The sequence below is a fragment of the Shewanella fidelis ATCC BAA-318 genome (genome assembly GCF_000518605.1).
GTDB lineage: Bacteria > Pseudomonadota > Gammaproteobacteria > Enterobacterales > Shewanellaceae > Shewanella > Shewanella fidelis.
Genome location: NZ_JADX01000021.1, coordinates 57,178 through 77,365, shown reverse-complemented (window position 1 = coordinate 77,365; position 20,188 = coordinate 57,178). Strand labels below are relative to the sequence as shown.

Genomic DNA, 20,188 nt, shown 5'->3' with positions numbered 1-20,188 from the left:
TTTTATGTCTCAACAGGGTTTTAAGCTTTAGCTAAAAAAGCCAGTAACGCGTTTAATGCTTGGTTGCGTGGCTTGTCACGTTCCATAAATATCTCATGGCGAGCATAAGGGATTTTGACCAATTGACACAATCCATTGATTGCCCGTTTTTGCGCACGGTTATCAACAATCGTATCTTCCTCAGCCTGCAAAATTAGTAAGGGTATTTGGCTGTTGCGCGCTGCATGTATCGCTTGTTCGGCTGCATCGATAGACTCTACTAACCAGTGATTAGTTGGTGATCCCAATTGTAGTTGCGGTACTTGCTGATAAAGCTCGCGGTAATCTTCATAACGTAATTTGCTATGGGTGAGATCGTTTTTATCAAATTCCGCAGCATGATAATCCTTGCCACCTAAAACGTAATTTGGTTTTTCATGGTTATCTAACAAAGCAGCCAAGCCACGAATAAAGCCTTTAGTGAGTGGCAGCTTAATGCCATACATCGGCGCTGAAAAAACGGCCGCTTTAAACGTCGTTGGATATTGTTCTAGGTAAAGAGTGCCAATAGCTCCTCCCATAGAATGACCGACTAAGAAATAGTTTTCTGTTGCTACAGGTTTAACAACTTTGTGTATAAATTCGGCAAAATCGTCGACATATCGCTGAAACTTGTCGATATGTCCTTGATGAGGATTTTGAGTTGTTCGTGCAGATAAACCCTGACCACGATGATCAATGGCAAATAAGCTGTAGCCCTGCTGATATAAATCAAACATCAGTTCTTTGTATTTTAAGTAGGACTCGACACGACCACTACTGATCACTATTGTGCCTATGCTATGTGGGTGAGTGATGCTGGCATAGGCAAGGGTAATATTGTCGCGGCTTTTAAAGCTTGATTGTGTTACTTGTTGCCAAAAGACTTTCTGCTCTGGGCTATTTAAATGGTGTTCAGATGAAAATGAAATAGCAGCATTGGCGGTCATATAAGGCTCGGTAGCAATCGACATGGAGTGGTTCTATTGAGTAGTCTTGCATGCAGTGTAGCAAACCTATTTAGGCAAACTCTAGCGAAACCTGATGCAACTCGGATTATCAACATTACTCGTTGTGGCATAAAAATAAGGCCGCAACGGCGGCCTTATGAGCATGGGCAGCTAAATTAGATAGCGGATTTTTGGCTTGCAATGAAATCGTTGATCTGTTGCTCTAATATCGACATTGGCACAGAACCATTGGCTAGAATAGCGTCGTGGAAGGCGCGAATATCAAAATTTTCTCCTAGTTCAGCTTCTGCTTGTGCGCGTAAGCGTTTAATTGTGAGCTCGCCAATCTTGTATGATAGAGCTTGCCCTGGCCAGTTAATATAGCGGTCAATTTCTGTAGTGACGTTATGCATTGAAAGCGCGGTATTACCTGCCATAAAGTCGATAGCTTGTTGACGACTCCAGCCTTTGGCATGCATACCTGTATCGACCACTAGACGTGCTGCACGCCACATTTCATAGGTTAGGCGGCCGAAATTGCTATATGGATCTTGGTAGAAGCCGGCTTCGAGTCCTAAGTATTCTGAGTATAAGCCCCAGCCTTCACCAAATGCCGATATATAACTGTAACGGCGGAAGTTGGGTAGGTCAGTTAACTCTTGGTTAAGTGCAATTTGCAGATGGTGCCCTGGCACCGCTTCATGCAGTGTTAGTGCTTCCATTTCATATAGTGGGCGTTTATCGAGTGCGTAAGTATTGACCCAGTAATAACCGGGTTGGTCATCTTGGCTAGAGCCTGAGTAACGTCCTGTGGTGTATTTAGGCGCAATTTCAGCGGGAACGGGTTCAATACCATATGGTTGACGCGGTAACTTGCCAAAATATTTTGGCAGCATGGCATCGGCTTTTTTAGCAATATACGCTGCTTCTTTAAGTAATTCTTCTGCAGTTTTAGGGTAAAACTGTGGGTCGGTACGTAAGAAATGTAGGAAATCAGCAAAGCTACCTTCAAAACCTACTTGTTCAATGATCTGCTGCATCTCAGCGCGAATGCGCTTAACTTCCTGTAAGCCCAGTTGGTGCACTTCATCTGAAGTCATATTCAGCGTGGTGTAGTAACGCACGCGATTTTCGTAAAATGCTTCTCCATCGCTAAGATCGTAAGCTGCAATCGATTCGCGGGTATTGGGTATGTATTCTTTGGTCATAAACTCAAAGAAAGCTTGGTAGGTTGGCAGTACTGTGTTGGCGACTAAATCACGACCTTGTTGGGTTAATTGTTGTTTTTCTGCATCGGTAAAATGGCTTGGGTACTCAGTAAAAGGGGTAAAGTAGCCACTGTCTTCCACAGGCACAATAAAAGCGCTAATACTGGTTTCAAAACCTTGTAAGGTCACTTTAGAGGGGGTGATCCCCGCTGCAATGCCTTGCTTTAACCAGTAAGTTTGTTGGTTAAAGTAGTTAGGTAGTGCCTGCAGTTGCTTAATATAGTTTTGATAGTCCTCAACTTTATTGAAGCGACCTTTGCTTATTGAGGCGATATAAGCATGGAAACCACTTTCGGCTGACAGTGGCATGTAGTGATCATGATAGCGGTACTGGTCGACCTGATTTTGGATTTGGTCTTGCAGTATTTGTGCGTTAATTTTATCGCTCTTGCTTAATGTGTTGCGATCAATTTGTTTCAGTTGCGCTAACAGTGCCTGTCTACGCTGATCTAATGCTGCTAACGCTTGAGGTGAGAGGTCTTGCAGTTGACCGGCTTTAGACTTATCACCCATTGAATAAGCAAGGCTTGGGCTGGCGTCGAGTGAGATCTGCCACGCGCTGTCGATAGCTGCTTGCAGCTGTGAGTTAGCTGCGGCTTGTGTGGTGTTAGTCGTTATTTCGGCGCCGTTTGTTGGCGTGCTAGGTGATTGACAAGCGCTAATGCTGGCGACTAACAAGGTAGGGAGTAGGTACTTATACATGAATCATCCATTTTTATACTAATTGGTATTAATTATATTTATTGGTATTAGCAAAGATGATTATGCCGCGATGGTCTAAAAAGGTCACGGTCAAAGTGTATACAATTGTAATGAAAGATGTGGCAATGATGGGTAAATTTTGAGAATAAAAAAACCGGCTAATGCCGGTTTTTTTGCTAATCAAACTTGATTAGATAACGCGAGAGAACTGTTGTTGTCTTGCTTTCTCACGGTAGTAAACGTCGAAACAGATACAGATATTACGGATCAATAGACGGCCTGTAGGGCTGATGGTGATCTTACGGTCGGTAATATCAACGAGCTTATCATCGATGAACGTTTGCAGTAGTTTAAGATCTTCTGCAAAGTACTCTTCAAAGTTGATGTTTAGCTTTTCTTCAATCTTCGCCATATCTAGGTCGAAGTGGCAGATAAGCTGCTTAATCACGACACGGCGAATTTCGTCGTCACGGTTTAAGCTACAACCTTTCCATAATGCGTGGCCTTTAGCATCGATTGATTCGAAGTATGGGCGGACATCTTTTTGGTTCTGTGCATAGCAATCACCGATTTGGCTAATTGATGACACACCAAGACCCAATAGATCACACTCTTCTTGAGTAGTGTAACCTTGGAAGTTACGGTGCAGACGACCTTCGTTTTGTAAGATAGACAGTTCATCGTCTGGCTTAGCAAAATGGTCCATACCTATGTATTGGTAGCCAGCGCCAGTAAGCGTTTCGATTGTTTGGTGTAACATATCGAGTTTTTGCTGCGGCGACGCTAAGTCTTCATCTTTAATTTTACGCTGTGCTGCAAAGCGCGATGGTAGATGAGCGTAGTTAAATACAGATAGGCGATCTGGATTTAACTCCAGTACGCGCTGCATGGTTTCTGCAAACGTTTCTGGTGTTTGGTGCGGTAAGCCGTAGATTAAGTCGATGTTAGTCGAAACAAAGCCTAGTTCTTTTGCACGCGCCATTAAGTCAAAAATAAACTGCTCGTCTTGCTCGCGGTTTACTGCAACTTGGACCTTTTTGTTGAAGTCTTGTACACCAATAGAGATACGGTTAAAACCAGCTTCTTTTAGGGTGTCTAGCATTGATAGCTCGATTTCACGAGGATCAACTTCAATTGAGTATTCACCCACTTCTGCAACGTTAAAATTAGCTTTAACTAGTGCAGATAGAGTAAGAATTTGCTCAGGTGTTAGGAATGTAGGCGTGCCGCCACCCCAGTGAATTTGAGTGACTAAATAATCTTTAAACAGTGGTGCGCGTTTAACGATTTCAGCTGCTAGGTACTCAATGTACTGATCAGCTTTGTGCTGATGGCGAGTGATAACTTTATTGCAGCCACAGTAGTAACAAAGCTTGGCGCAGAAAGGAATATGAATATAAAGAGAAAGCTTGTCACTCTTGCTGTTCTTAATAGAGGTCAGCAGTTTTTCCTCGGTAAACGAGTCATCGAATTCCAAGGCCGTCGGATAAGAAGTATAACGGGGACCGCTATAATTGTACTTTTCGATCATTGACTGATCCCAACTAATTGGGGTGGGCTGCTTCAAGGCGTGTCCTCCGGCGTATAGTTTAGCAACATGTGAAGTATGCATGGTTATTTGTTGAATAACCTTGATCCATGTTGTAAAAATTTAAAATGGGTAGCAAAGTGTTGTTGAATATCGCTGAAAATCAGCAGTCTGTCTGTGGTTTTTAGAGGATTTTGTGCACAGACTCACCCAATATAAGCAAAATAGGCCATATCTGCGACCTAGATTGCACCTGATCCTAACGAAGGCTTTTTGCTGGCGTTACTATTAGTGTAGCGAGCTTGGCGTAAATTCACTCAAAAGTTTAGCTTCTTCGAGTATTTTTGTCTCTAATGCGCCTTCTGAGCGCATGCGTGCATAGTCGAGCTTCATCCGCTGTTGTTTATCGAGTTGCTTACGCTGCTCTTTAATGGGATGGGTTTTAATGACCTCAAAGTGAGCAAAAGTCGCCGGATATTGTGTTTCTACCAGTTCAGCCATACCTGCTATTTGGAACAACTTAGCGATACGCATAACCCCTTCGGACAGTTCACAGCGACCATCTAGCATGGCGGCAGCGATGTAACGGATGTTATCGAGTAGCTCATCTGATTTAGCTTTTGCAGCAGCGGCTTGCTGCTGTTGCAGCTCAATTTTGCGTTGTTGCTGTTTGCGAACTTGTAACAGCAGATAGGTTGCATAGGCAGTCAGCGCGACAATAATAACTGCACCGAGAATAATAAAGGTTGTTGTCATGCTTAACCTTAGTAGCTTTAAATGGGATACAGGTGCTGATTATGGATAAAAAAATGGCATCAATAAAGATGCCATGGATTTTATATAGAAGAAATTAATCTTTGTCGAAGTAGTCTTTTAGCAGATCAGCACCTGACTCGAACTTATCGAATAGGTCATCATCGCTTGCAGGCTTCTTACCTTGAGGGATATCGTCATCTTCATCTGTGATGCCAAGTTTATCCATTAAGGCTTCAATTTGGTTTAGCTGCTTGTCTAACCATTTTTGGTCATCAGCGTTGAGGTTTTTACCTTCTTCAAGCATATCAAGCAGGCTATTGAGTCTTGGATCTTCCTCAAGCTTTAATAGTTTCTGTTCATCGGTGAGTTTTGGCCCTTTAGGCTTTTTCTCTACCTTGACTTCAGTATTAATGTGCAACTGTACCGGCTTTTTACTGCCATGACGTGGGTCAGCACTTTTGGCTTTGCCACCGTTAGCTTGGCTTTCAATCATCGAAGCGTTATGACGGCTTCCCGCTTTATTGCCAGCAACTTGTTTTTTGCCTGCAACAACTCGATCTTTCTTCTTAGTTCTTGGGGCTAATTTTGGAGCATTTTCGTTGCTCTTACGCGTTTTCTTACTACGGGACATGATCGCTTATCTCGATAACTTAAAAGACTCTATTGCCGATAAAGCATCTTGGTTTATACAGCAATGGAAGTTTGGTCGCGTGTTATATCAGATCCTGATGGTTTTTGCACCAGAATGAGATCATTTGCTGCAAATAATAGCTTAAAACCGTGTTTATTTGCTAGAAACTCGAATGTTGCTCGCTGATAAAAGCTGACATGGGTTAGATTATTTTTATGGTGCCACTTATCAAATGCAGCAAGATCACTCAGTAGCGGAGTACAAATCGCTAACCAGCCTCCCGGTTTTAGCAGCTGGCTTAATAATTGCCATTCTTTATAGGGAAAGCGAAAGTGCTCAAATACTCTATAGCAGCAGATAAAGTCATATTCTTGCTTTAGTGAGCTGTTCCATGGGGCAAGATTTGGATCATATTGGTTGAGTTGATGACCTTGTTTATGAATTTTTCTCAGCGTTTTAGCGTCAAGTGTGCGGCCAAAGCTTAGCCCTAATAGCGGCTTACAACCATCGTCACATTGCTCTACGAGTTCTAAGATGAAGCGAGCCAGCGATTTTTGCTTGTTGTTTGCTTGGCTATATTTCTGCTTTTCGGCGAGCGGTGGTAGATGGGAGTTGGCGTCAGCAAAGACTAATTGGCATTGATGACAATGATATAGGCAGCGTTTTTTGTTGGCATAAAACCGATTGGTGTTATCACTATGACAAAGAGGACATCTGCGCATATATTAGTTAAACCAATGACTTAATAAAATTTAGTATAAATGAAGATTGCTGATGGAGAAATAAAAAAAGGCGACAGATTAATCTGTCGCCTCTATAAAAGTGCTAATCCGCACCAATTCTGATTTCAAGTTTCCATACTTGCTATGTGACTATCCCGGTCAATATCCATCTTATTTTTGGTCTGCTTTCCATGCATGTCTTGTAGTTTATGGTCTTCCGGACACTTTATTTTTAGACCAGTCGCCATCCTGACAACTGTTTCCGTAGATGGTCTTTAAAGACTCATCACAATTTTTATTCGTCCATCCAATGACGCCTAAGTAACCATCCATGTACATTTTTTAAGTATCTTCCAGTGATAACAAGCTTCCCGCAAGTGCATCCTAAGCTGTAGCTTCCTCTGCCGCATTTGTATCCTACAAATACTTTCCTGTTGGTACATGTTTCGCTGAATGTAAGGGTAAATGCTAAATAGCGTTTTGGCCTTCCTAACCAAATCCTTACTAAAATTTTATGACCTGGACTTCAAGCTGAAATCTCTACTCTTATTATTTTTAGTGAGTGGTCTCAATAATATTATTATTATTTCGTTAATTTATTCTTATATCTTAAATGTCTACATACCGAAATCTGAAAGTTATTATTAATATTTTTTGTACTAACAGTTGGGTTCATCTCGGTACGGGAGCTATTTAAACCTAGAACTGTGATCTCTGTCAAGCAGGTTTTTAACTGTAGTTTACGTAAACGTAAAGATGTTGCTATAAAAAAGGACGGCTTGCCGTCCTCTTTAGCATTAACTAATGTTTACTTAAGGTTTGATATATATTTAGATAATGCTTCAATATCATCACTATTTAGCTTTTTAGCAACGTCTTGCATCATGCCATTTAAATCGTTGTTACGATTTGTATCGTGGAATTTGTTAAGCTGAATTTTGATGTAATTCGCATGTTGTGCGTTAAGAGCTGGGAATCCTGCAAGCTCAGATCCTTTTCCATCTGGACCGTGACAAGCAATACATGCTGTGATGCCGCGTGTTGCGTCACCATTTCTGTATAGTTCTTTGCCTAGCTCAGGAACATCTTTAACATCGATATCTTTATTTTCTTGGCTAGCATAGAATGCAGCAAGATCAGCAATATCTTGATCGCTTAGAGCTACAGCCATACCGCCCATGATAGGATCCATACGACCCTCTTTACCGCCTGTTTGGGCTGCACTGCGGAAATCATGTAGTTGCTTTTCTAGGTATGTACTATGTTGACCTGCAATTTTTGGGTACATGTCTATCATGCTGTTGCCGTCAACACCGTGACAAGCAGAGCAAACGATGGCTTTAGTTTTTCCGGCTTCAGCATTTCCTTCTGCCATAGCAGGTGAAGATATTGTGGCTAAAACAGACAGCGCAAGAGCTAACTTTTTCATGGCGTTCCAACTTCTTATTAAAATATTTGTCATGAGCTTACTAGGAAGACCCGCAAGCGTGATAAAATGTATTTTATGTGATCGGGGTAATATTTTACACGAAATTGTGAAAATGTAAGCAACTCTTCGATATTTAAACAGTTAGATGATAAATTTTTGGAGTTAATTGTGAGTGAATCTCGTATCGATTTCCGTAAAACTGAGTTTTTAATTAGTGCGCCTGATATTGCGCATTTAAATGAATACCTACCTGGTGATGTTGGGGTAGAGATTGCGTTTGCGGGTCGTTCTAACGCGGGTAAGTCGAGCGCGCTGAATTTACTGACAGAGCAAAAAATTGCTCGTACGAGTAAAACACCAGGCCGCACGCAGTTAATTAACGTTTTCAGACTAGATAAGCACCGTCGTTTGGTTGACTTACCTGGTTATGGTTTTGCTCAAGTTCCACTCGCTCTTAAGTTGAAATGGCAAGATGCCTTGGGTGAATACTTGCTTAAACGTGATTGTTTGAGTGGTGTTGTGGTGTTAATGGATATTCGTCATCCATTAAAAGATCTCGATATGCAGATGATTGAGTGGGCAGTTCAAAGTCATATTCCTGTTTTAGCGCTGTTAACTAAAGCTGACAAGCTAGGTCAAAGTGCCAGAATGAAGATGGTTAATGAAGTGCGTAAAAAGCTAAGTCATTTTGAAGATGGTGTAAAAGTGGAACCTTTTTCATCGTTAAAAGGCATAGGTAAAGGTAAGGTACTAGGAATTCTAGATAGTTGGTGCAAGCCTGAATGGTTGATGCAGCAGATAGAAGCGGAAGCGATTGCTGCACAAGCTGAGGCCGATAAGCAATAATCGACACCTGTATTAATTATTAAAATACGCTCCTTAATTAAGGGGCGTTTTTTTTGGAAGACCTAGGGCTGAGCTTGGATTTTAGGCAAAAAAAAACCGACGGTATAAACCATCGGTATAAAATTAGCTCTTTTGGGGAGAAGCTAAATTCAACAAGACTCAAGTTCAATCAAACTATGTTGATATCGCTTAATGAACACAGCATAACTCGAATTTTGCTCAATTTAAAGTATTTACTCTAAATTTTCTTGCAGACGAAAAAAAGCCCCAGCGAATTGGATTCACTGGGGCGCCATAATTTGGCCATTTACTACAAAGTAGCAAACGTAAAAAAAAGGTCTGAAAGATAGAACATCTTAACCTCTGTACCCTACGCAGAGAATATTACTCCATTAAACGCTATATGAAAAACTGTTTTTGTAAAAAACATACAATAATGTGATGCGTATCCCAATGCTTGCTCAATAAAAGTACACGCTTTGATCGCAAATTTTCATTTTAATTGCTATATATCAACAATTTATGCTGCTAAATTCAAAGTTTGGTAATGATGACGATTTATGCCTAATTTGGGCTGTTTTATATAGGAAATAGTCGGAACTGTAGCTAAGTAACTGAAAGCTGTGCGGGAGAGTTAGCGATATGGCTCTATTTGGACAGTATCAAAGGTGGTTAGCGGACTAACCACCTTATACAAAGTAAAACTAGTGGGCTTGTTCCCAGTTATCGCCGACACCCGCTTCTGCGAGTAGTTCAACGTCTAAGTTGGCGGCTGCGGCCATAAGTTGGCAAATTTTTGCTTTTAACGGCTCAACTTGCGTTTCATCGACCTCAAATACCAATTCATCGTGTACTTGCATGATCATGGTGATCTCACCATGAGTATTAGTGGCTATCCATTTAGCAATATCGATCATTGCCTTTTTAATAATGTCAGCAGCTGTACCTTGCATTGGTGCGTTAATGGCTGCGCGTTCAGCAGCTTGTCTGCGCATTGCGTTTCTATCTTTAATAGCTGGCAAGTAGAGACGGCGGCCAAATAGTGTTGACACATAACCTAGATCAGCGGCTGTGGCGCGAGTTTCTTCCATATACTTAAGTACACCCGGGTAACGCTTAAAGTAAGTGTCAATATAGCTTTGCGCTTCAGCTCGTGGAATATCAAGTTGCTTGGCAAGACCAAACGCTGACATACCGTAAATTAGACCGAAGTTAACCGCTTTAGCGCGGCGACGCTGATCGGATGTGACTTCACTAAAATCAACATCAAATACTTCTGCAGCAGTGGCTTTGTGAATGTCCTTGCCTTCAGCGAACGCAGTGAGTAAGCCTTGGTCTTGTGACAAGTGCGCCATGATGCGTAGTTCGATTTGCGAGTAATCGGCCGCAAGGATTTTTTTACCTTGAGGAGCAATAAACGCATGACGAATACGGCGACCTTCTTCGGTACGAATTGGAATATTCTGCAGGTTTGGCTCGCTTGATGACAAACGTCCTGTTGCGGCATTAGCTTGATGGTAGCTGGTATGCACACGGCCAGTTTTAGCGTTAACCATCAGCGGCAGCTTGTCTGTGTAAGTGCTCTTCAGTTTAGCAAGACTGCGGTGCTCTAAAATAATCTTAGGCAATGGATAATCTAGGGCTAACTCTACTAGTACTTCCTCAGCCGTTGATGGTGCACCCTTTGGTGTTTTCTTTATAACGGGGTAACCTAGCTTGTCAAAAAACAGCTCTTGCAGTTGTTTTGGTGAGCTTAGATTAAATGGCTGACCTGCAATTTCGTGGGCCTTATGCTCTAGTTCATCAATCTTACGCGCGAGCTCTTCACTTTGCTGGCCAAGCAACATGCTATCAATTAACACACCTTGACGCTCAATATCCGACAGAATATCAACGAGTGGTAATTCGATATCAGTAAACACATTGGCAAGTTCGCTTTGCTTTTGCAGGCGTGGCCATAGGTGTTGGTGCAAACGCAAAGTGATATCTGCATCTTCTGCTGCGTAAGGTGCGGCAGTTTCCAATGGAATTTGGTTGAAGGTTAGTTGTTTCGCGCCTTTACCTGCAATCTCTTCAAAACTGATATTTTTATGACCTAAGTATTTAAGTGCTAGATCGTCCATATTGTGTTTTGAGGCAACCGAATTAAACACGTAGGACTCAAGCATAGTGTCAAATTCAACACCGCGCAGTGTAATGCCAACATTAGCGAAAATGCTAATATCGTACTTTAAGTTTTGGCCAACTTTTTTCAGCGCTGGATTTTCTAATAGTGGTGTTAGCTTTTGCAGTGCAATAGCTTTATCGAGTTGCTCTGGTGCATCAACATAGTCGTGTGCCAACGGTAAGTAGGCAGCTTTGCCTGCCTCTACTGCAAATGAGATCCCGACTAATTCCGCTTCCATGTAATTGATACTCGTGGTTTCGGTATCAATGGCGATCAGCTCAGCTTTTTCTAGCTTGCTGATCCAAGTGTCGAGTTGCTCAAGGGTTAAAATAGTATCGTATTCAACTTCTATATCTACTTTGGTTGCAGGTATATCATCTTCTGCAGCAGCTGAGGTAGTTGCTTTATCGCCGCTGTTATTGTCGAGCACTTCTGCTAACCAGCGTTTAAACTCCATTTCGCCATAACACTTAATGAGTTCGTCTTTATCGGCTGGTTCAATAGACAGTGAGTGCCAATCTTGCTCTAGTTTGACATCAAGTTTGATGGTGGCTAGTTCGTAGCTAAGTTTTAGCATATCAGCATGTTCGATGATTTTTGCCGGCATAGTTTTAGAGCCGCGAAAACCCAGTTCTGGCATTTTTTCTGGCGCAGCAAGGATTTTATCAACACCGCCAACGCCGGTTAACATAGCCAGTGCGGTTTTCTCACCCACACCAGGTAAGCCTGGAATGTTATCTGCTTTATCGCCTTGAAGTGCGAGTAAATCGATAATGAGCTCTGGGCCAACACCAAACTTATCTGTTACTTCCGCGGGACCCATGATGGTGTTAGTCATAGTGTTAATTAGGGTGATATTGTCATCCACTAATTGCGCCATGTCTTTATCACCAGTACTAATGAGTACGGCACGGCCTTCTTTACTGGCTTGAGTGGCAATAGTGCCTATGACGTCGTCGGCCTCAACACCTGGAATGCACACCAGAGGCAAGCCGAGCGCTTTAATAATACGATGCAGTGGTTCAATTTGGCTACGCAGGTCATCAGGCATAGGTGGACGCTGCGCCTTGTATTCTGCATACATATCATTACGGAACGTCTTGCCTTTGGCATCAAAAACAACAGCCATTTGTGAGGGTTTATATTGGTTCAATAGGCTGCGCAGCATGTTAATTACGCCGTATACCGCACCTGTAGCTTCTCCTTTAGAATTCGTTAAGTGAGGTGGTGCATAGTATGCGCGGTAAAGGTATGAAGAACCATCCACAAGAATTAAAGGGTTGTCGGCAATTTTTGGCATAATTTAGTATTCATTTATCGGTGTTCGATGATGGCGCTAGCATGCCATATTAGGGCAATTTCGGCCACGTAAAATTGTTATCCAGCCTGTGGATAACTCTGTGCATGGATGAGAGTAACTCGATCTTGAGTCAAATTGCTCAGAAAAGCGCTTTTAACTAAGTTACTGAAAAGTATAAAGTAAAATTAAATGTGTGAACTGGGTTTTACTTTTGGAATTTGAAATAATTATGTGGACTTTTTATTTTTATGCGTATTTAAACTCCAATCCTTGGTTAAATATCACTCAGTTGCTAAAGTGATGACCTAAGTTAGCATGATAAATAATCTGATCAAGCAATTTATTACAAGTTTGTTAAAACAATATGATATATAGAGAGGCTTTTTAATGAAAAAAGTAGCAGTTCTTCTTGGCGGTTGTGGTGTTTACGATGGCACCGAACTTCATGAGTCCGTTTTGGCCTTGTTGGAGATTGCAAAAGCTGGAGCGAGTTATCAATGTTTTGCGCCAAATATTCCTCAATTGCATGTTGTTAACCACTTAACGGGTGAGGTTGTTGAGCAAGAGTCTCGTAATGTATTAGTTGAATCAGCCCGAATTGCACGTGGTGAAATTAAGTCTGTAGATGAACTTAATATTGCCGAGTTTGATGCGTTAATTATCCCTGGTGGTTTTGGCGCTGCGAAGAACTTATGTAATTTTGCTGTTGCTGGTGCTGAACACCAAGTCGAACCGAGTGTAAAACAGTTTATTTCGCAATTTGCAGATGCCGATAAGCCTGTAGGTTTTATCTGTATCTCGCCAGTTATGATCCCACAGCTATATGGTCAAGGGGTAAGCGGTACCATAGGGAGCGACGCAGATACTGCGGCGGCGTTTGAGAAACAGGGCGGACAGCATAAAGCGGCGAGCGTGCATGAGATTGTCGTTGATGAGCAGCATAAAGTGGTCAGTACGCCGGCTTATATGTTGGCTAGTGATATTGTTGAGGCACACTCAGGCATTAGTAAGTTAGTGGTGAAAGTGTTGCAAATGGCCTAATGGCTATTCGTGACAATAGCACTATATAAGTAAGCCCGCGTTTTGCGGGCTTAATTTTTAATAAATAAGCTTTATATCTTACGGGTTTTACTGTCGATAAAACCTTGTATGACACCAACGATTAAGCCTCCAACGTGAGCACCATTGGCAATTGATAAGCCAAACATATCGGTAAAGCCCAATACTAGCCATAGCAACATAAAACCGATATAAGCAGGGGGCAGCCCGATACCTGACTCAGGCCGCTTGTGCCCCATTATCCAAGTGTAACCAACGACGGCATACACTACGCCAGACAAGCCGCCAAATTGAGGGCCAGCAATAAAATACTGCAGAATATTCGGTAAGGTGCCGCCAACTAATAACAGGATGAATAGTGGTGCCAAACCGATTTTATTTTCGATTTTGCCACCCAAATACCACCACCAAAGCAAATTAAAAATAATATGCATGGCAGAAAAATGCAGCAAGCTAGGGGTAAATAGGCGCCAGAACTCAGCGGCACTATTGGGGGCGGTAGCGCCGAAAAATGACAGCTGTTCGAAAATGGGCTGGGCAAAGCCTAAATTCATCGCTGCGTAGATCACCACGCACGTAAAGAACACAGCTAAAGTTAATGGGCCGGCACCTGTAATGAACTGGCTGACAAGTTGTAGGCTTGGGTTGCCGTAATCAAGCTTAGTATGGGTATCACCGTTTTCCCATGAGGCTGCGAGGTACTTTTCATCGTAAGGGTTATTAATAAAATGCAGGTACTCGCGGTGAGCACGTTCAAAGTGCTGTTGCTCACGGATCATTAAGGCGACGCCTTGTTCAGTTGGCATAAGTTCACAACTGATATTTAATCCTTTCAGGTAGTCGATGAGGGCTTGTGCAGCTCGGCTATTGGGAAGTCTGCCAATCTCAATCATGCGTTACCTCGTATGTTTTATAGGTGTGCTTGATGCCAAGCGCTGTAGCCACCATCAAGACTGAATACGTCATCAAAGCCTTGTTCATTGAGATAAGTTGCTGCACTTTGGCTGCTTATGCCGTGGTAGCAAACAACGATTAAAGGCAAGTCCATGTCTGCATCGCCAATAAAATGGGCAAGGTTTTCGTTATTTAAATTAAGGGCACCGTCGATATGGCCTGCTTCATAGCTTGCGGCATCGCGAATATCAACAATTTGCAACTCTGTAGACTCTGCTTGCATCTGAATGAGTTGATTAACACTGAGATGTTGAAAAGCTGACATAAAAGACCTTGAGTGGTTGAGTGTGAGTTGAGCAGTAATGCAAGTATGATATGCACTACTGCTGCTATAGAAAACTGGTATTAATCCCAGTTTAAAATCACCTTGCCTGATTGACCAGAACGCATGGCATCAAAGCCTTGCTGGAACTCATCAATGCTGTAGTGGTGGGTGATGATTGGCGAGATATCTAATCCAGACTGGATCAGGCTGGCCATCTTGTACCAGGTTTCAAACATCTCGCGGCCATAAATGCCTTTAATGATGAGCCCCTTGAAGATCACTTTACTCCAGTCGATAGCCATATCGCCACCCGGAATGCCTAACATGGCAATTTTACCGCCATGGTTCATGGTATCTAGCATCGAGTGGAATGCACTTGGCACCCCTGACATCTCTAAACCGACATCGAAACCTTCAGTCATGCCAAGCTCTTGCATGACATCTTTTAGGTTTTCTTTGGCAACGTTTACAGCACGGGTCGCGCCCATCTTTTGGGCTAGCTCTAAGCGGTATTCGTTGACATCGGTGATCACTACGTGGCGAGCACCGACGTGACGACATACTGCAGCAGCCATAATACCAATAGGGCCAGCACCTGTAATTAACACGTCTTCGCCGACTAAGTCGAAAGATAATGCAGTGTGTACAGCATTACCAAATGGGTCGAAAATTGAGGCTAAATCATCTGAAATATCATCTGGGATTTTGAATGCATTGAATGCTGGAATAACTAAGTATTCTGCAAATGCGCCGTCACGGTTAACCCCGACTCCAGAGGTGTTGCGACATAAGTGAGTACGTCCGCCGCGACAGTTACGGCAATGACCACAAGTGATATGGCCTTCGCCTGAAACGCGATCGCCGACACTAAAGCCACGTACTTCTTGGCCCATATCAACGACTTCACCAACGTATTCGTGGCCAACAACCATAGGCACAGGAATCGTGTTTTGTGACCATTCGTCCCAGTTGTAGATATGTACATCAGTACCACAAATTGCCGTTTTACGAATTTTAATTAATAGATCGTTATGGCCCATTTCTGGCTTAGGCGCATCAACCATCCAAATGCCTTCTTCAGGCTTTAATTTGCTCAGTGCTTTCATCTTTTAACCTTTTACAAGTCAAGTTGGTGACTTGTTGACTAACTTTCTACAAGGGCAATTTTATTTGCCCTTGTGAGAGTAATTTTAGCTGATAATGCCCATTTCTTTAGCGATGCGAGTAAAGGCTGCAATCGCTTTATCAATTTGCTCTTTACTGTGGGCGGCAGACATTTGCGTGCGAATACGCGCTTGACCTTTTGGTACCACAGGGAAAGAGAAACCAATAACATAAATGTTTTCAGTTAATAGACGGTTAGCAAAGTCACTCGCAAGTTTGGCATCGCCAATCATGACTGGAATAATCGCATGGTCAGCACCACCTAAAGTGAAGCCTGCAGCTGACATCTGCTCGCGGAAATAGCGACTATTTTCCCACACGGCTTCGCGTAGTGCTTGACCTGACTTTAGCATTTCAAGTACGTGAATAGACGCTGTGACAATTGAAGGCGCTAATGAGTTAGAAAATAGGTAAGGGCGTGAGCGCTGACGTAACCAATCGATGACCTCTTTTTTACCAGAAGTGAAGCCACCAGATGCGCCGCCAAGGGCTTTACCAAGAGTACCGGTAATAATGTCTACGCGATCCATCACTTCACAGTATTCGTGAGTACCACGACCATTTTGGCCAACGAAGCCTACAGCGTGTGAATCATCAACCATAACAAGTGCGCCGTATTTATCGGCTAGATCACAAACGCCATTAAGGTTAGCGATAACGCCATCCATTGAGAATACACCGTCAGTCGCAATCATAATATTGCGCGCACCGGCCTCTTTAGCTGCTTTTAGCTGAGCTTCAAGATCGGCCATGTCGTTATTGGCATAGCGGAAGCGTTTGGCTTTACATAGGCGCACACCATCAATGATAGATGCATGGTTCAATGCGTCAGAAATAATTGCATCTTCAGCGCTCAAAAGCGTTTCAAATAGGCCCGCGTTAGCATCGAAGCAAGAAGAATAAAGAATGGTGTCTTCCATGCCTAAAAATTCGCTAAGGCTAGCTTCTAGTTGTTTATGAATATCTTGGGTACCACAGATAAAGCGTACCGATGCCATACCAAAACCATGAGCATCAAGGCCGTCTTGGGCTGCTTTTATTAGTTCAGGATGATTAGCTAAGCCTAAATAGTTATTGGCGCAAAAGTTAATTACTTGGTCGCCATTAACTTCAATTGCAGTTTGTTGAGGAGAAACAATGACGCGTTCGCTTTTATATAGGCCTTCGGCTTTAACGTCGGCAAGCTGTTGATTTATTTGGTCGTAGAATGAGGTCTTTGGCACCTTTATTCTCCTTAATTAGCATTATTTTGATTTTGTGGAGTGGCGGCATTTTAACCTTAATTGGCGCGGCTCTACAGCCTTTTTTTCAACAGTAAAAATGAGATTATTTAGACTAAGGAATGAGCGATATTTTGATTAGTTTATCTAAGGCATTTCTTTAGTGTCGATTTTTTATGCCGTTTTCTTATGTAAGCAATTTATTGGGGGGATACTCATAAAATATTAGCCATGCTATTTAGCTTTAGTACAGGTTGTAGGTGCTACAATATGCCAATGTATTGTGCATTTTGGCATTAGGATTATGTTTTTATGAGGCTGTCTTTAATTATCACTACCTACAATTGGCCTGAGGCATTAAGGAAGGTTTTAGATAGTGTGGCATTACAGTCTGTAATTCCCTTTGAGGTAATCATCGCGGATGATGGTTCTAACTGTTTAACTCGAAAGCTTATTGAAAAGTATCAACCAGAATTTTGTTGCCCATTATTACACAGTTGGCAAGAAGACAAAGGTTATCGATTAGCGTTAAGCCGTAACCGAGCGATAAATATGAGCTCTGGAGACTATATTGTTTTTATTGATGGAGATACGGTTTTAGAGCGTCATTTTATACATGATCATATGCTTGCTGCTGAAAAAGGTTTTTTTGTCCAAGGGCGTCGGGCATATTTGACCGAGAGTACCAGTAAACGGTTACTTTCTAATGATGAACTTCCTCATTGCTTTACGCGCGGTGTTAAACATAGAGATCAAGCATTTAGATTACCATTTCTCCCAGCTAAATATAGACGGTCATATAAACAGACTCTAAATCGAGGCGTGGGAGGGCATTGTGCTTTTTGGCGTGATGATGCCATCAAAGTCAATGGTTATAACAATGACTTTGAAGGCTGGGGGCCTGAAGATATTGAGTTCTTACAAAGAATGTTTTTTAGTGGACTCATATGTAAAAAGTTGCGTTTCACAGCCGCTTGTTATCATATTCATCACAAAATAAACGCTAAAAACTTCCTTGAAGAGTGTGTTGCTATATATGAGCAAACGGTGCAAAAAAAAGAACCATTCTGTGAAAGAGGTATAAATGCTATTGCGCCATTGAGTGCTGAGGATGGTTACTCAGCTTTTCCTTTGGCAAGGGCAATATAGTAGCTTTCTAGCCTTAAAAATGTGGCTTGAGAATCCGGTGTCGCATAGGACTTAAACAGCATAATGACTCGTAATAGCCCTTCATAAAGCGACTCTTTGGTGATTGAGCCAATATTTGATTGAGTTTGGGTGAGCTTATAACTGATCCAGAAGCTCACCAGCATTTTTATCGTATCAGCCAATGGCTTTATGTCATCAGGTTCTATTGCCACAAAACCATCTTGATTTAGCTTTTCAAGTACACTAGTGCAGCGTGCCAACACATCTTGTTGTGCGGTTAAATAGCGTTTTTTTAAGGTCTCATCGCGGCTGAGGATATCGGCAAGATTGGCATACATAAAGCGAAACTGCCAAAGAGTGTAGAACATGGCATCGAAGTAGCCGATAAGCAGATCAATATCGACCTCTTTATCTGCATAGGGTTGAAAGCCTGACTCTAAGTGTTGCTCATACTGGCCGAAGATAGAGCGAATAATGTCTTCTTTATTACGGAAGTGGTAATAAAGGTTCCCAGGACTAATATTTAGGTGTGCAGCGATATGATTCGTGGTGATAGCTCTTTCGCCATGTTCATTGAAGAGCTCTAAACTGGCTTGTACGATTTTGTCACGAGTTTTCATATTCGTCCTAAATGATTGAGATCCATTAGAGTGATTTAAAGATATTAGCGTTGACTTAACCTAAGTGATATTACGTTAAGATGCGACTATCATGTTAGCATTGACGTAATTCTTCAAGTAAAACTCTCTAAAGTACCGAATTTCATGAATCGTAACCTCTATTCGATAGTTTTATACCTTATTAGTCCCTTATTACTGGTTTATTTGGCTGTTCGTGCATTCAAGAGTGCTGATTATCGCGGGCGTTGGGGTGAGCGTTTTGGGCTGAAAAAGTTAACCCAAACCGATATCTTAGTGCACTCGGTTTCTATGGGGGAAACCTTAGCTGCTGTGCCTTTGATAAAGCAATTACAGCAATTACACCCACAACTGAGTATTACCATAACAACAACGAGTCCAACAGGTTCAGCTGAGGTAAAAAAAGCGTTTGCTGATACAGTGCAACATTGTTACTTGCCGTTTGATCTCGCTTGGTGCGCGCGTCGCTTTGTCAAACAAGTTGCGCCTAAATACAGCATTATTATGGAAACTGAATTGTGGCCTAATTTAATCCATTATCTTAAAAAGTCTAACTCTCAAGTGTTATTAGCTAATGCACGTTTGTCACAAAAATCAGCTAACTCTTATCAAAAAAATCATAAGCTTAGTTTGCCAATGTTACAGTTGCTTGATGGTGTTGCGGCGCAGTCTGAGGCTGCAAAACAGCGGTTTGTTGACCTTGGGGTCGCACCAGAGCGAGTCAGTGTATGTGGTAGTTTGAAGTTTGATATCACTATTGATCAACAACGTTTAGATGCAGCAAGCTTGTTGCGACAGCAATGGCATGCACAAGATAGACCTGTATGGGTTGCCGGTTCCGTTCATCCCGGGGAGTTTGCAGCTTTGATTACGGCGCATAAGCAGTTGCTGAGTCAGTACCCCAAAGCCTTGATGGTGCTGGTACCGCGACATCCTGAGCAGTTTGATAATGCAGCAGAAGCTGTACAGGACGCGGGCTTAGTACTTGCTAGACGCAGCCAACAACAAGCGGTGTCAGCAGAGACTCAGATAGTACTTGGCGATACGATGGGAGAGTTGCTGACCTTTTATGGTGCAGCTGATCAAGCCTTTGTTGGTGGCTCGCTTATTGTACATGGTGGTCATAACCCGTTAGAGCCTGCCGCTATGGGATTGCCCGTCATGATGGGGCCAAATTATCGTGACTTCATCGAAATATCTGAGTTATTACAGTCGGCTGGTGGCTTAACTGTGGTTGATGACGCTGATGCATTAGCTGCTCATTTGATTGAGCTGTTTGTAAACTCAGAGGTTTATGAGCAAGCGAGTGTCGCCGCTAAAAGTGTGGTAGCAAAAAACCGAGGTTCACTTGCTAAACAATTAGCGGTTATTGAGTCGATGATTACTGATTAGCGGAATAAACCAAGAGTAAAAGGTCAGCTG

17 protein-coding genes are annotated in these 20,188 nt (G+C 42.4%); 4 read left to right on the top strand and 13 right to left on the bottom strand.

Going from position 1 to position 20,188, the window contains the following annotated elements:
• Window positions 1-20: 20 nt before the first annotated feature.
• The 7 genes from L884_RS0111305 to L884_RS0111270 all read right to left on the bottom strand — a co-directional run bounded on the left by L884_RS0111305 (window position 21) and on the right by L884_RS0111270 (window position 8,004).
• Window positions 21-992 carry an alpha/beta fold hydrolase gene (locus tag L884_RS0111305; RefSeq protein ID WP_028767612.1) on the bottom strand — a complete coding sequence of 324 codons (972 nt, stop codon included), beginning with the start codon at window positions 990-992 and terminating at the stop codon, window positions 21-23.
• Between the two features lie 152 nt (window positions 993-1,144).
• Window positions 1,145-2,938: a DUF885 domain-containing protein gene (locus L884_RS0111300; protein ID WP_028767611.1), complete on the bottom strand. Its 1,794-nt coding sequence runs from the start codon at window positions 2,936-2,938 to the stop codon at window positions 1,145-1,147.
• Between the two features lie 190 nt (window positions 2,939-3,128).
• A complete protein-coding gene (hemN, locus tag L884_RS0111295; RefSeq protein WP_084221434.1) occupies window positions 3,129-4,505 on the bottom strand; it encodes an oxygen-independent coproporphyrinogen III oxidase in 1,377 nt (458 codons plus the stop codon).
• 249 nt (window positions 4,506-4,754) lie between these two features.
• Window positions 4,755-5,222, bottom strand: coding sequence for a DUF2489 domain-containing protein (locus L884_RS0111290; RefSeq protein ID WP_028767609.1), 468 nt, complete (start codon window positions 5,220-5,222; stop codon window positions 4,755-4,757).
• A 94-nt stretch (window positions 5,223-5,316) separates the two neighbouring features.
• On the bottom strand, window positions 5,317-5,853 hold the full coding sequence (gene yihI / locus L884_RS0111285; RefSeq protein WP_028767608.1) for a Der GTPase-activating protein YihI: 537 nt from the start codon (window positions 5,851-5,853) through the stop codon (window positions 5,317-5,319).
• Between the two features lie 53 nt (window positions 5,854-5,906).
• Window positions 5,907-6,575 carry a class I SAM-dependent methyltransferase gene (locus L884_RS21990; protein ID WP_037410815.1) on the bottom strand — a complete coding sequence of 223 codons (669 nt, stop codon included), beginning with the start codon at window positions 6,573-6,575 and terminating at the stop codon, window positions 5,907-5,909.
• An 808-nt stretch (window positions 6,576-7,383) separates the two neighbouring features.
• Window positions 7,384-8,004: a c-type cytochrome gene (locus L884_RS0111270; RefSeq protein WP_028767607.1), complete on the bottom strand. Its 621-nt coding sequence runs from the start codon at window positions 8,002-8,004 to the stop codon at window positions 7,384-7,386.
• Between the two features lie 168 nt (window positions 8,005-8,172).
• Here L884_RS0111270 and yihA point away from each other — a divergent pair, with 168 nt between their 5' ends.
• On the top strand, window positions 8,173-8,850 hold the full coding sequence (gene yihA / locus L884_RS0111265) for a ribosome biogenesis GTP-binding protein YihA/YsxC (RefSeq protein ID WP_028767606.1): 678 nt from the start codon (window positions 8,173-8,175) through the stop codon (window positions 8,848-8,850).
• Window positions 8,851-9,554: 704 nt separating this feature from the next.
• Here yihA and polA read toward each other — a convergent pair.
• Entirely contained in the window at window positions 9,555-12,317 is a 2,763-nt protein-coding gene (polA, locus tag L884_RS0111260; RefSeq protein WP_028767605.1) for a DNA polymerase I, read from the bottom strand.
• Between the two features lie 387 nt (window positions 12,318-12,704).
• Between polA and elbB the strand changes: the two genes are divergently transcribed.
• A complete protein-coding gene (elbB, locus tag L884_RS0111255; RefSeq protein WP_028767604.1) occupies window positions 12,705-13,358 on the top strand; it encodes an isoprenoid biosynthesis glyoxalase ElbB in 654 nt (217 codons plus the stop codon).
• Window positions 13,359-13,429: 71 nt separating this feature from the next.
• Here elbB and glpG read toward each other — a convergent pair whose 3' ends face one another.
• From glpG to L884_RS0111235, 4 genes are all read right to left on the bottom strand, one after another.
• Window positions 13,430-14,269, bottom strand: a complete 840-nt coding sequence (gene glpG, locus L884_RS0111250; protein ID WP_028767603.1) for a rhomboid family intramembrane serine protease GlpG — start codon at window positions 14,267-14,269, stop codon at window positions 13,430-13,432.
• Window positions 14,270-14,286: 17 nt separating this feature from the next.
• Window positions 14,287-14,595, bottom strand: coding sequence for a thiosulfate sulfurtransferase GlpE (glpE, locus tag L884_RS0111245; protein ID WP_028767602.1), 309 nt, complete (start codon window positions 14,593-14,595; stop codon window positions 14,287-14,289).
• A gap of 80 nt (window positions 14,596-14,675) precedes the next feature.
• On the bottom strand, window positions 14,676-15,701 hold the full coding sequence (gene tdh / locus L884_RS0111240; RefSeq protein ID WP_028767601.1) for an L-threonine 3-dehydrogenase: 1,026 nt from the start codon (window positions 15,699-15,701) through the stop codon (window positions 14,676-14,678).
• Window positions 15,702-15,785: 84 nt separating this feature from the next.
• A complete protein-coding gene (locus tag L884_RS0111235; RefSeq protein WP_028767600.1) occupies window positions 15,786-16,982 on the bottom strand; it encodes a glycine C-acetyltransferase in 1,197 nt (398 codons plus the stop codon).
• A 309-nt stretch (window positions 16,983-17,291) separates the two neighbouring features.
• Here L884_RS0111235 and L884_RS21985 point away from each other — a divergent pair, with 309 nt between their 5' ends.
• Entirely contained in the window at window positions 17,292-18,128 is an 837-nt protein-coding gene (locus tag L884_RS21985) for a glycosyltransferase family 2 protein (protein WP_051435614.1), read from the top strand.
• On the opposite strand, the gene L884_RS0111225 is transcribed toward L884_RS21985, so the two are convergent.
• Window positions 18,095-18,748, bottom strand: a complete 654-nt coding sequence (locus L884_RS0111225; RefSeq protein WP_028767599.1) for a TetR/AcrR family transcriptional regulator — start codon at window positions 18,746-18,748, stop codon at window positions 18,095-18,097. The genes L884_RS21985 and L884_RS0111225 overlap by 34 nt on opposite strands.
• A gap of 144 nt (window positions 18,749-18,892) precedes the next feature.
• Here L884_RS0111225 and waaA point away from each other — a divergent pair, with 144 nt between their 5' ends.
• Entirely contained in the window at window positions 18,893-20,158 is a 1,266-nt protein-coding gene (waaA, locus tag L884_RS0111220) for a lipid IV(A) 3-deoxy-D-manno-octulosonic acid transferase (protein WP_028767598.1), read from the top strand.
• Window positions 20,159-20,188: the final 30 nt, after the last annotated feature.